Annotated in this window: 13 protein-coding genes and 3 tRNA genes; 10 read left to right on the top strand and 6 right to left on the bottom strand. The window is 60.9% G+C overall.

The window, feature by feature from the left end; all coding sequences use genetic code 11:
* The first annotated feature begins 28 nt into the window (after nucleotides 1-28).
* The 5 genes from JCM17207_RS08600 to JCM17207_RS08580 all read left to right on the top strand — a co-directional run bounded on the left by JCM17207_RS08600 (nucleotide 29) and on the right by JCM17207_RS08580 (nucleotide 5,536).
* The gene (locus JCM17207_RS08600) at nucleotides 29-940 is read left to right on the top strand and encodes an ABC transporter ATP-binding protein (protein ID WP_238317240.1); all 912 of its coding nucleotides are present in this window, start codon (nucleotides 29-31) and stop codon (nucleotides 938-940) included.
* The gene (locus JCM17207_RS08595) at nucleotides 937-1,686 is read left to right on the top strand and encodes an ABC transporter permease (RefSeq protein ID WP_238317238.1); all 750 of its coding nucleotides are present in this window, start codon (nucleotides 937-939) and stop codon (nucleotides 1,684-1,686) included. Before JCM17207_RS08600 ends, JCM17207_RS08595 begins: the two co-directional genes overlap by 4 nt.
* Nucleotides 1,687-1,689: 3 nt before the next feature.
* Nucleotides 1,690-2,418: an ABC transporter permease gene (locus JCM17207_RS08590; protein ID WP_238317237.1), complete on the top strand. Its 729-nt coding sequence runs from the start codon at nucleotides 1,690-1,692 to the stop codon at nucleotides 2,416-2,418.
* Between the two features lie 169 nt (nucleotides 2,419-2,587).
* Complete coding sequence (locus tag JCM17207_RS08585; RefSeq protein ID WP_238317236.1) at nucleotides 2,588-5,173, top strand: hybrid sensor histidine kinase/response regulator; 2,586 nt, start codon at nucleotides 2,588-2,590, stop codon at nucleotides 5,171-5,173.
* A gap of 3 nt (nucleotides 5,174-5,176) precedes the next feature.
* Nucleotides 5,177-5,536 (top strand): Hpt domain-containing protein, encoded by a 360-nt coding sequence (locus tag JCM17207_RS08580; protein ID WP_238317235.1) that lies wholly within the window; start codon nucleotides 5,177-5,179, stop codon nucleotides 5,534-5,536.
* A gap of 82 nt (nucleotides 5,537-5,618) precedes the next feature.
* Here the strand turns inward: JCM17207_RS08580 and JCM17207_RS08575 are convergent, their stop codons facing one another.
* The 6 genes from JCM17207_RS08575 to JCM17207_RS08550 form a co-directional block, all read right to left on the bottom strand.
* Nucleotides 5,619-6,617, bottom strand: a complete 999-nt coding sequence (locus JCM17207_RS08575; protein ID WP_238317234.1) for a hypothetical protein — start codon at nucleotides 6,615-6,617, stop codon at nucleotides 5,619-5,621.
* 143 nt (nucleotides 6,618-6,760) lie between these two features.
* A tRNA-Thr gene (locus tag JCM17207_RS08570) sits at nucleotides 6,761-6,836 on the bottom strand.
* Nucleotides 6,837-6,839: 3 nt separating this feature from the next.
* Nucleotides 6,840-6,916, bottom strand: a tRNA-Asp gene (locus JCM17207_RS08565).
* 164 nt (nucleotides 6,917-7,080) lie between these two features.
* The gene (locus tag JCM17207_RS08560) at nucleotides 7,081-8,037 is read right to left on the bottom strand and encodes a phosphatase PAP2 family protein (RefSeq protein WP_238317232.1); all 957 of its coding nucleotides are present in this window, start codon (nucleotides 8,035-8,037) and stop codon (nucleotides 7,081-7,083) included.
* A gap of 126 nt (nucleotides 8,038-8,163) precedes the next feature.
* Nucleotides 8,164-8,239: transfer RNA gene (locus JCM17207_RS08555), tRNA-Trp, on the bottom strand.
* 68 nt (nucleotides 8,240-8,307) lie between these two features.
* Complete coding sequence (locus tag JCM17207_RS08550; protein ID WP_238317230.1) at nucleotides 8,308-8,778, bottom strand: RrF2 family transcriptional regulator; 471 nt, start codon at nucleotides 8,776-8,778, stop codon at nucleotides 8,308-8,310.
* A gap of 164 nt (nucleotides 8,779-8,942) precedes the next feature.
* On the opposite strand from JCM17207_RS08550, the gene JCM17207_RS08545 reads away from it, so the two are divergent.
* The 5 genes from JCM17207_RS08545 to JCM17207_RS08525 form a co-directional block, all read left to right on the top strand.
* Nucleotides 8,943-9,266: a rhodanese-like domain-containing protein gene (locus JCM17207_RS08545; protein ID WP_238317229.1), complete on the top strand. Its 324-nt coding sequence runs from the start codon at nucleotides 8,943-8,945 to the stop codon at nucleotides 9,264-9,266.
* Nucleotides 9,267-9,312: 46 nt separating this feature from the next.
* Nucleotides 9,313-9,744 carry a hypothetical protein gene (locus JCM17207_RS08540; protein ID WP_238317227.1) on the top strand — a complete coding sequence of 144 codons (432 nt, stop codon included), beginning with the start codon at nucleotides 9,313-9,315 and terminating at the stop codon, nucleotides 9,742-9,744.
* 137 nt (nucleotides 9,745-9,881) lie between these two features.
* Nucleotides 9,882-11,123, top strand: coding sequence for a cysteine desulfurase family protein (locus tag JCM17207_RS08535; protein WP_238317225.1), 1,242 nt, complete (start codon nucleotides 9,882-9,884; stop codon nucleotides 11,121-11,123).
* Nucleotide 11,124: 1 nt separating this feature from the next.
* The gene (gene nifU, locus JCM17207_RS08530) at nucleotides 11,125-11,574 is read left to right on the top strand and encodes a Fe-S cluster assembly scaffold protein NifU (RefSeq protein WP_238317223.1); all 450 of its coding nucleotides are present in this window, start codon (nucleotides 11,125-11,127) and stop codon (nucleotides 11,572-11,574) included.
* A 102-nt stretch (nucleotides 11,575-11,676) separates the two neighbouring features.
* Nucleotides 11,677-11,876: helix-turn-helix domain-containing protein (locus JCM17207_RS08525; RefSeq protein ID WP_238317221.1), on the top strand; the 200-nt coding region annotated here is incomplete at its 3' end.

Here is an 11,876-nt window from a genome sequence, read left to right as displayed (position 1 = left end):
TAGTGGAAGCCACAAGGAGGTCTTGCACATGAACATCATCGAAACCCACAATCTTTGCAAACAATACGGGGGCGCTCTGCGGGTGGCCCATCTGGATTTAAAGGTGCCCGAGGGCTGCGTCTACGGCTTTTTGGGGCCCAATGGGGCGGGGAAATCCACCACCCTGAAAATGATTTTGGGGCTGGTGCATCCCACGGCGGGCAGTATTCAGGTGCTGGGTCAGGAGATGAAAGCGGCCAACCGTCTGCCGGTGCTGCGGCAGGTGGGGAGCCTGATCGAGAGCCCCAGCTACTACGGCCACCTGACCGGAGAGGAAAATCTGCGGATTGTCCAGACCCTGCGGGGTCTGCCGGAGAAGAACATTCAGGAGGCGCTGCAAATTGTCCGGCTGGACGGCCAGCGGGGCAAAAAGGTGGCCCACTACTCTCTGGGCATGAAGCAGCGGCTGGGCCTGGCGGCGGCTCTGCTGGGCTACCCCAAACTGCTGATTCTGGATGAACCCACCAACGGCCTGGACCCGGCGGGCATCCAGGAAATGCGGGAGCTGATCTGCGGATTGCCCGGCCGGTTCGGGATGACGGTGGTGGTGTCCAGCCATCTTTTGAGCGAAGTCGACCAAATGGCCAGCCAGGTGGCCATTATTCGGGAGGGGGAGCTGGTGTTCCAGGACAGCCTGGCGGCCCTCCACGGCCGCAGCCGTCACCATCTGGCCCTGCGTACCACCGACAACGGGGCCGCCCGCCGCCTTCTGAAGGAACATTCCGTCCCCTGGCAGGAGGAGGCGGGGTATCTGATTCTCCCGATTCTCCCGGACGAGAAGGCCGCCCGGCTCACCCGCCGGATGGGGGAGCAGGGGCTGGGGGTGCTCCGGCTGGAAGAACGGCAAAAGACTCTGGAAGAAATCTTTTTGGAGCTGACGGGAAAGGCGGCGAGCTTATGACCCTTTTGAAACTGGAATTTTACAAGTGCCGCCGCCGGAAGATCCCCCTGGTCTGTGCCGCGGTGCTGGGGGTGGAACTGCTCTGGATGGGGGTGTTTCTGGCCCGTCAGGACGCCGGGGACCTGGAGCAGGGGTGGATGGTTCTTCTCTACAATCTGGCGTTGGTCGACGCCATCGTTCTGCCCCTCAGTGTGGCCACCCTGGCCAGCCGCAGCTGTGAGCTGGAACACAAGGGCAGCACCTGGAAACTGCTGGAAACCCTGGCCGCGCCGGGCCGGATCTACGGGGCCAAACTGGGCTGGGGCGCCCTGGTGCTGGGGGTTCTGCTGGCGATCCGCTCGGGGGTGTTCCTGGCCCTGGGGGTGGCCCTCGGGTTTTCGGGCGGGGTGCCCTGGGGCCGGTTCGGGCTGTTTACCCTTATCTCCTGGGCGGTATCCATAATGGTCTACGCCCTTCAGCAGGGGCTTTCTCTCTACTTCGCCAACCAGGCCGCCGCCTTGGTCTGCGGCATCTCGGGCAGTTTTCTGGGCATTCTCTCCATGCTGTTCCCGCCGGCTTTGATCCGCCTGGTGCCCTGGGGGTACTACGGCCTTTTGTCCCTGGTGGGGATGGATTGGAACGAGACCACCCGGGTGACCCGTTTCTATTGGCAGTGGCCCATGCCCCTGGATCTGGCGCTGCTGCTGGTCTGGGCGGCGGTGTTCCTGGCGGCGGGCCGGACCCTGTTTGTAAAAAAGGAGGTGTAAAGGATGCTGCTGCGCTGTTTGAAAGCGGAACTGTATAAATGCCGCCGTTCCCCGGTCTGGCTGGCGTTTCTGGTACTGCCGGTGTTCCCCGCCCTTTTGGGGACGGGGAACTATCTGGCCAACATCGAGGTGCTGGACAACGGTTGGTACAGCCTCTGGGGCCAGCACACCCTGTTCTCCTCGGTGTTCTTTCTCCCGGCGCTGCTGGGGGTGTTCTGTGGCTGGCAGTGGCGGCTGGAACACGCCGACCACAACTGGAACAGTTTCCTCACCGCACCGGTGCCGGTGGGCGCCCTCTACGCCGCAAAACTGATTCTGGCCGCCGGGGTGTCCCTTCTGGCCCAGGGGTGGATCGGGGGGCTGTACCTTCTCAGCGGCAAGCTGGCGGGGCTCTCCGGCTCTCTGCCTCCCGAGCTGCCGGGGTGGCTGCTTTTTGGGGCGCTGGGGGGCATCTCGGTCTGTGCCGTCCAGCTCTTTTTCAGCATGGTGATCCGGGCCTTTGCCCCGCCGGTGGCTTTCGGGCTGGCGGGGGGCATCCTGGGTCTGATGGTCACCGCCCAGGGGTGGGGATATGCTTTTCCCTACTCTCTGCTCTGCCTGGGGATGCGGGCCAATAACCCCCAGATGGAGCTAGATTTATCCTTCTTTTTCCTCTCGGCCCTGGGGTATACCGGGGTATTTGTTCTCCTGGCTCTGGGGTATCTGCGGCGGCGGGATGCCGCGGCGGAATAACCCGCAGTCCTATAAAGCCCGGCAGACTCGCTTTGCGGCCTGCCGGGCTTTTCGGTTTACATGGCTAACCAAACATGGTATACTGGGGATGCCATTTAAATAAGTACCTTGCAACGCCTTTTGCGCGTGGGGGCCGCCCGGCGCGACGGCGAGGGGAAGGAGATGCGATGTGGAATCGAAGGAAAGCAAGTTTTACCGGCTGCCGAAAGCCTCCAGCGGATTATTGAGCTTTTTGATGCTGGTATTTGTAGCGGTTCTGCTGGTGCTGAGCATCCTGCTGGTACGCACCAAATTGCTGCAAAATGCGGATAATATGGGCATGGCCCTGGCCAAAAGCTACGCCATGGAAGAGGAAATGAGCCTGAGCAGTCTGCGGCAGACTACCCTGTTGGCAGCCTCCTATGTGGATGAGATCACCGCTTCCGGGGGTTCCGACCAGGAAATTCAGGAGTTTCTCCAGGGTTATTTTATCAAACTGGCGGAGATCCTGGGCGAAAGCATTGTAGACCCCTATGCGGTGGTGGATGGCCGTCTGATCGAGGCCAACCCCTGGGAGGGAGATCAGGACTACGACTACGGTTCCACCGACTGGTATCAGGGGGCGCTGGCGGCCCACCAGGAGGTGTACAGTAGCGATGTCTACCGGGATGTCATCACCGGGCAGCAGGTGATGACCATTTCGGTAGAGCTGGAACAGCCGGGGGATGTGCTGGCCCTGGATGTCTACCTGGAACGAGCCCGGCTCCACCGGTTTACCGAGAGCAAACCGGAGAATTTCTCCTATTACCTGTGCGACCGGGACGGTTCGCTCTTGTATGCCATGACCCCCTGGGATGAGGGAAAGGCGGATTTGCAGCAGTATGCCGCTTTTCTGATTTCCGGCATTCGGGATGGCTCTGTGGTGGGGTACGACGCTTCCTTCAAGGACCTGAACGGCGTACAGCGCGGGATCTATTATTACCAAATGGACACGGGCTGGACGGTGATTCTGACCATCCCGCTGAACTCCATCCTCTTCGGGGACCAGAACCTGACGGTGTACATCATTGCGGGCATCGCCTTTCTGATGTTTTTGATGCTGTCGGTGCTGACCATCCGGGATATCTTCCAGAGCCACCGGATGCGGCGGGCGGATGACACCATCCATATACTGGGGGATTCCTTCTACGCCATCTACCGGGTGAACTTCCAGCAGGAGAGCTACGAGACGGTCAAAATGTACGAGGATTCCGAGGGGGTCCTGCCTCCCCGGGGGGATTACAGCTGCCTGCTGAACCATATCCGGGAACACGTCAAGGCCAGCACCTACCAGGAATTTGAAAAGAGTTTCTCTCTGGAGGAGATCCGCCGCCGGGTGCAGCAGGGGGTTGCGGACTACGGCGGCGACTACCAGCGCCGGTTCGGGGACGCTTACCGCTGGGTGAACATCCGCACCTTGTACAACAAGGCTGTGGCAGCCGATGAAGTGATTCTCTGTTTCCGGGATGTAGATGTGGAGCGCCGCCAGCAGATGCAGCACATGATCCTCTTGCAGGATGCCCTGGACGCCGCCCGAAAGAGTACCCGGGCCAAGTCCAACTTCTTCAACCGGATGTCCCACGATATGCGTACTCCCCTCAACGCCATTCTGGGGTACTGCGGCCTGGCACAAAAGTGCCAGCAGGAGGACGACCCCGCCAAACTGCGGGATTATATCCGCAAAATTGATTTTGCGGGCAGCCAGCTGCTGACCCTCATCAACGATATCCTGGAGCTGTCCCGGCTGGAAGCGGGCAAAGCGGATCTTCAGCAGAGCGAGTTCGATTTGCAGCGGATGCTGGAAAATAACGCTGAGATCTTCCGGGATCAGGCCCAGGCCGACGGCAAGACCTTCACCCTCAGCCTGGATTTGAAAAATCCCCGGGTGGTGGGCGACTGCAAAAAGATTGCCCAGGTGCTGAACAACCTGCTCACCAACGCCGTCAAGTACACCAACCCCGGCGACCAGATCCAGCTGGAGGTGCGGCAGTTCGATTACCAGCAGCACAGCAAATACCAGTTTGTTGTGGAGGATACCGGCATCGGGATGACCCCCAACTTCCTGGAGCACCTGTTTGATCCATACAGCCGGGAGACGGCCTTTGCGCTCCAGCCCACTGTGGGCACCGGCCTGGGAATGCCCATCGTCAAGAGCCTGGTGCAGCAGATGAGCGGTGAAATCGCGGTGGAGAGTGTTCTGGGAGAGGGCAGCCGGTTCACCGTCACCCTGCCCCTGAAGGCGGTCCAAACTGCCGCCCCCGAGACGCCCGCCCCGGCTGCCCCGGTGGAGGAACCTGCCTTTGACTGGGCCGGACGCCGGGTCCTTCTGGCAGAGGATAACGAGCTGAATATGGAGATCGGCACCGAGGTCCTGTCCATGTGCGGGGCCGAGGTGGTGCCGGCGGTCAACGGCGAGGAGGCGGTGCGGACCTTCTCGGCGTCGGCGCCCTATTCCATTGATGCGATCCTGATGGATATGCAGATGCCGGTGATGGATGGCTGTACGGCGGCCCGGGCGATTCGAGCCCTCAACCGGCCGGATGCGGAGTGGGTGCCCATCATTGCGGTGACGGCCAACGCCTTCGCAGAGGATATCAACAAAACCACCCAGGCCGGCATGGACGACCATGTGGCCAAACCCATTGATTTTGTATTGCTGGGCCGGGTGCTCCAGAAAGTGATTCAGGAGCGGGCAGCCGCCGGTCACCCGGCTGACCCGGCAAAAAAGGAGGAATAACCCATGGAACAGGAAAAAAAGGCCCTGCTGGAACAGGCGGGCATTGATCTGGAAGAGGCCGCCGCCCGGTTTATGAACAACGACGGGCTGATGCTGCGGTTTCTGCTCAAGTTCCCGCAGGACAAAAACTTTGAAAATCTCCGCCAGGCCCTGGCGGCCGGGGACGCCGAGGGGGCCTTTACGGCGGCCCACACCCTGAAAGGGGTGGCGGGCAACCTCTCTCTGAAAGAGGTCTATGCCCAGGCGGCGATCCTGTCGGACACCCTGCGGGGCGGCGACCTGGCCGCCGCGGCGGAACAGATGCCCCGGTTGGAAGAGGCCTATCGCCGTGTGGTAGAGGCCCTGACCCAGGCCGCGGGCTGATCTTGGAACAATCACAATAGAAAACCCGCCGGGCGGTGCTGAGAATGGCAGCCGCCCGGCGGGTTTATTGTATCTTTTATGGTTACTGAGGCAGGGGACCGTACAGCTCGTCGGCCATCTGCCGGGCCTCTTCCGCCAGGGCGGAGGCGTTCTGGCTTACCTGGTCGCTGTCGGCCAGGCTCTGGTCCGGCTGGGCTGCAATGAAGTCCAGCATGGACTGGGCCGTGCTCTGGAGCACCGGGCAGGCCGTCTGCCCCGCCAGCTCCTGGTAAAGGGCCATCAGGTCAGCCGAGGCCTGACCCGCTTCGTCCACCAGCTGATCGTAGAGGGTGGGGTAAACCATCTTGGAGAGGGCGCCGTTCCAGTAGACCCGCACCTTGTCCGCCAGGGCGAAGTCGGGGTACTGGCTCAGGAAAGTCTCGTAGGCCAGAGCCCGCTGGCCCAGAGTCTCCACGTCTACCGAGAGATATTCCTCCACCAGGGTGGGGGCCTTGACCTCATCGGCGGCCAGAGTCAAAAAGTCGGCGGTGGCTCCGTCTACCGTCTGTCCGTATTCCGCCAGATATTCGGGGTAGTCCACCACAAAGAAGTAGGTACCCTCGGCGTTGTGGAGGCAAAGCCCCATCTCCATCCAGGCCGAAAGCTGGGTCTTGATCTCGCCTTCCGGCATTTTGTCCAGCAGGGCCTCTTTATCGGAGGCGCAGAGGGTGCTCAGATTCTCGGTTTCAGTGGGGGCCTCGGGCAGGGCGGCCAGAATCGCCGCCTGGATCTCCGCCCGGTTATCGCCGTAGATGTACTCTGCCGCTGAGGTCAGTTGACGTTCTGAGGCCAGGATCAAGGCCTGAACCATCTCCCCGGCCTGGGCCGGGGTGGCCTTGGCCAGAGACGCATCTACAAACTCCTTCAGGGGAGCGTATTCGCCGCCGGCCAGCTTTTCCAGCTGCTGGCTGAGAGTGACCTCATCCGGCTGGACCGTGATGCTGGAGGCGGTGGAGCTGGAACTCGACTTCGCAGCGCAGCCGGCCAACAGGGCCAGCACACAGAGCGCGCCCGCCAGGCCGACGAAATATTTTCGTTTCATAATAGGATACCTCCCGATTCAGTCCCGGATGCCGGGGTTCGCTGGTTCCATTCTACCATAGTCTGCCAGGGAAAGATAGGACCCGGTTTCACCGGGGAAAACAAAAAAACACCCGAAGCGTAAAAGCTTCAGGTGTTTTGCAATGGAGCTGCTATCCAGATTTGAACTGGAGACCTCATCCTTACCAAGGATGCGCTCTACCAACTGAGCTATAGCAGCGCATGGCGACCCGGATCGGGCTCGAACCGACGACCCCCAGCGTGACAGGCTGGTGCTCTAACCAACTGAGCTACCGGGCCATGCGTTTGTCTGCCGGACGGGTTCGTGACCGCCGGAACGTTCGCTATTATACCCCATGGCCCGGGGGTTGTCAAGACTTTTTTTCGGATTTCGGGAGATTTTTTCGGGGGTTTTGCCCCGGACAGAAAAATTCCCCCGCTTTGCAGCGGGGGAAAAGCGAAAATCAGGTTTTTTTGCGCCGGGTCTGGATCCAGCGGATCAGGGCCGGGACCAGGGCCATCCCGTAAAAGGCCAGCAGTGCGCAGGCGATGAACTCCGCCCAGCAGACCCCCACCGCCGGGGCCATCAGGTCGGGCAGCAGCTTGTAGATGGCGAGCAGCGGCCCCAGAGCCAGAACCGACAGCAGGTACTGGGCGGGGGAGCGATCCTCCCGGGCGGTGGAAAATTGAATGAGCCGCCGCTCAATGAGCCACCCGGGGAAGAACCCCAGAACCATCCCGGCGGCCATGAAGCCATCCTCCATCATGATGGCCGGGTCCACCAGCAAGGTGCCGTTCTGGTAGTCCATGGGATAGCTCTTCAGCAAAAAGAAGGCCACCGCCGCCAGAGCCAGCCCGCTGCCTACGCAGGCTACAATCCAGTCTTTGGACGGGTTTTTCTCCAGCCAGGCCATGAGCTTTGCGTTCAGGAAAAGATACAGGCAGCACAGGCCGATCCCCACCACCACGTCCTGAGGAGTGTGTACCCCCAGATAGTTCCGGGAAAAGCCGGTCAACAGGATCAGCGCCCCCATGACCCAGGCCACCCACCGGTGTTTTTTGCCGAACCAGAGACCGATGCTGCCATAGTAGGCCGTGGCGCTCTGGCTGTGCCCGCTGGGGAAGGAATAGCCTGTGGCATCCTCGATGGCGCTGGCCACCGGGAGAATCCGGCTGTCCCGCACCCAGGGGCGGTAGGCGCAGACCCCCAGCTTGACGGTCTGGTTCAGCAGGGTGCTGCCGGTGTAGTTCAGCATCAGAAAGCTGCCCAGGGGTTTATTTACCGCCCAGTAGAGAAAGGCCACCAGCCCGATCAGCACCGGGCTGGCCGCCAGTTCGGTGATAACTTCCATCAGCGGGGTGAAAAAATCCCCGGTGGCCTGCCGGAAGTTTTGCAGCAAAAGCAGATATTCGATGTCCATAGCGCGGCTCCTTTATGCCAAAAATCCTCTGCCCCGGGGGGCCGGTGATCTTATTGTAACAGGCCGGGGCCCTGGACGCAAGCGGCGGGACAAAACAAAAAAGCACAGTGCTTTTGCACTGTGCTCTGGCAGGGGTAGTAAGTCTCGAACTCACGGCACGCGGTTTTGGAGACCGCTGCTCTACCAACTGAGCTATACCCCTATACATCTCGCATCCCGCTGGATGCTTGATTATTATACAAAAGCCTGTCGGAAATGTCAAGCTCTTTTTTAATTATTTTTCAGGGCAGAGCAGCCGGCGCTGGGGTTCTGGCCATCGGGGTCCTGGATGTTGCGCAGGCTGTGGGCCAGATCTGCCAGGGTGACGCTGTCCATATACTGGTTGATGACCTCGTCCAGCCCGGTCCAGAAGGGCAGGGTAAAGCACTGGCCGCAGAGGGGGCACTCGTTGACTTCACTCTCCAGGCAGGGGATGGGGGCCACGCTGCCCTCCATAGCCCGCAGGATCTCTCCGGCGGTATACTCTGCGGCGGGCTTCACCAGGCGGTAGCCGCCCTGGCTGCCCCGCTCACTCTTCACCAGCCCGGCCCGGGCCAGCGGGGTGACGATCTGTTCCAGGTACTTTAAACTGAGCTGCTGCCGCTCGCTGATCTCCTTGAGGGGCAGCGGTTTGTCCGGCGCGCAGCAGGCCAATTCTGCCATCAGGCGCAGAGCATAACGGCTTCGTGTGGAAAATTTCATATCCTTCCCCCTTTCCGCACACAGTATAACACGCCATTCCGGCTTTGAAAAGCCTTGTGAAACCAAAAAACCTCTGTTATCATAAAATGGTGCGAAGGATCGCACCCACCGCCCTCCGCCCGGCCGGGCCGGGTGGGGCGACTGAAACGAGGGAGATGAAATTTATGAATCAAAGAATTGACCCGGCGGCCGCAGTTCGGCTGCTGGATGCGGGCAAGGCCCATGCAGTGGATGTGCGGGAGCCCGATGAATACCGGGCCGGACACATCCCCGGGGCCCTGCTTCTGCCCTTGGGCGAGGTGAAGGCCCGGGCCGCCCAGATGATGCCCGACAAAAACGCCCCCTGGCTGGTTTACTGCCGCACCGGACGGCGGAGCGCCCAGGCCATCGCCTGGCTGGAACAGATGGGCTATACCAACCTGTACAACCTGGGGGGCATTCTCAACTGGCCCTACGAGGTCGAGGGAGATTTCGAGGGCCGTTTCTAAAAGCCCGATCTAAAAACTGGGATGTCTGAAACAGGAGGGGAAAAACATGTCCTTTGATCCCAAAACCTTTGCCGGGAGCCATTGCGGCTGCCGCTATCAACAGGATTATCGCCCGACCCTGGGCCGGGACGGCAAAAAAGAATCCGGCACTCTGGAGGTGGTCAAGTTTTACTACGACGGCCGCATCCGGTTCGAGCAGCACTGCTATGGCGAGGCGGCCACCTTCGTCTTTGGGGTCTGGGCCGAGGGAATGGACCCGGACGGAACCCTCCACTGGGCCCTGCCCAACCGCCGCAAGAGCTACTACGACGAGGACTACCTGCCCAAAAAGCTGACCCGGGTGGATGAGGCGGGCAATCTCTATTTCGACGAGGGGCACTTCCCCTGGAAACTGGCGGACGACTTCGAGGCCGACCCCCGCTGGGGTTACCCGCGCTGGAAGGTTCTGTTGGGGAAACTGCTGGGCAAGGGCCGCTGAGAGCCGCTGCCTCTGTGATTCAATCACAAAAAAACAAATCCCTATTGACTTGATAGGGATTGTGCGGTATAACATTCCCGTAGAGAGCAACAGGCCGGCAGCCCCGGCCGATGATTTCCAGGAAAGGAACACCACCTATGGAAAATAGAAGCAACGGCGGCTTCCAGCCGTCTGAAAAGATTGTATACCTGGACAACGCTGCCACTACCCCCTGCGCCCCCGAGGCGCTGGCGGTGGTGGTGGAGGCCCTGAGCGGCGCCTGCGGCAACCCCAGCAGCCATTACAGCATCGGCTACGAGGCCAAGGAGATTCTGGACCGGGCCCGCGCCCAGGTGGCAGCCGCCATCCACGCCAGCCCGGCGGAGATCTTCTTCACCGGCTGCGGCTCCGAGGCGGACAACTGGGCGGTCAAGGGCTCGGCCCTGACCAAGGCCCGGCAGAACAAGCGCCACCTGATTACCAGCGCCTTCGAGCACCATGCGGTTTTGCACAGCATGCGGGCTTTGGAGCGGATGGGCTTTGAGGTGACCTACCTGCCCGTCAGCCCCGAGGGCTATGTTCGCCCCGAGGATCTGGAGGCCGCCATCCGGCCCGATACCGCCCTGGTCAGCATCATGATGGCCAACAACGAGATCGGTACCATCCAGCCCATCAAGGAACTGGCCGAGATCGCCCACAAACACGGGGTCTGGTTCCACACCGACGCCGTACAGGCGGTGGGCGCCATCCCGGTGGATGTGCAGGAGCTGGGGGTGGATCTGCTGTCCATGAGCGCCCACAAGTTCAACGGCCCCAAGGGCGTGGGTGCCCTCTATTGCCGCAAAGGCGTCTGGCCCCAGAACCTGATCGACGGCGGCGGCCAGGAGAGCCGTCACCGGGCCGGCACGGAGAATGTGGCCGGCATCGCCGGCATGGGCGCTGCGCTGGAGCTGGCCGTCTCCCATCTGGAGGAGCGGATGGCCCACGAGACCCAGCTGCGGGATTATGTGATCGACCGGGTGCTGTCCAGCATCCCGGAGGCCCGGCTCAACGGCGGCCGCGCGCCCCGTCTGCCCGGCAATGTGAACCTGAGCTTCCCCGGCCTGGAGGGCGAGACCATCCTGCTGGATCTGGATATGCACGGCATCTGTGCCTCCACCGGCAGCGCCTGCAACTCGGACAGCCTGGACCCCAGCCATGTGCTGCAAAGCATCGGGGTGCCCGAGGAGATCGGTCACGGGTCCATGCGGTTCACCTTTGGGCCCCAGAATACCATGGAAGAAGCAAAATACCTGTGCGACGTGCTGGAGGAAGTGATTCCCCGCCGCCGTGCGATGAGTTGTATGTGGCTGCAGGGGCAGAACACCGCCCGCCAGTTCAGCCGGAAGGGAGAAAAGTAAAATGGCAAGTATGTACAGCGCAAAGGTGATGGAGCATTTCGCGAACCCCCACAACGTGGGCGAGATGCCCGACGCAGACGGCATCGGCGAAGTCGGCAACCCCAAGTGCGGCGACATCATGCGGATGTACCTCAAGATCCGCAACAACGTGATCGAGGACGTCAAGTTTCTGACCTTCGGCTGCGGCGCAGCCATCGCCACCAGCAGCATGGCCACCGACCTGATCAAAGGCAAGACGGTGGAAGAGGCCCTCAAGCTCACCAACAAAGCGGTGGTGGAGGCCCTGGACGGCCTGCCCCCGGTGAAGGTCCACTGCTCGGTGCTGGCGGAACAGGCGGTCAAGGCCGCTCTGGCGGATTACTACCGCCGCCAGGGTGTGGACCCGGAACCCATCGTCGGCAAGATCGAGGAAGACTGCGATCATTGCGACGGCGGCAGCTGCGAACTGTAACAAATAGGAAAAGCCCTGGGAGCATGAACTGAACCAGTAAAAACGGACAATAGACAAAACGCCCCCTGTGTAGGGAAATAAACCTATACAGGGGGTGTTCGTATGTCCAGACAAAAATACACACATATCCAAGTGAAAGAGGAAGAAATTCTGGCCTTGCGAGAGGCAGGAGCGACCCGGCAAGAGATCGCGAATCAATTGGGATTAAGCAAGGTACAAATCAAGAATTGGATCAACCGATATAACCGCAAACAGGCCAAACAGGAAGCAGGAATTTTTCCCAAACCAAAAGGACGTCCGAG

The sequence above is a fragment of the Faecalibacterium gallinarum genome, from assembly GCF_022180365.1.
GTDB lineage: Bacteria > Bacillota > Clostridia > Oscillospirales > Ruminococcaceae > Faecalibacterium > Faecalibacterium gallinarum.
Note: the sequence above shows the minus strand (reverse complement) of the source record. Positions and strands in the feature narration are given on the sequence as shown.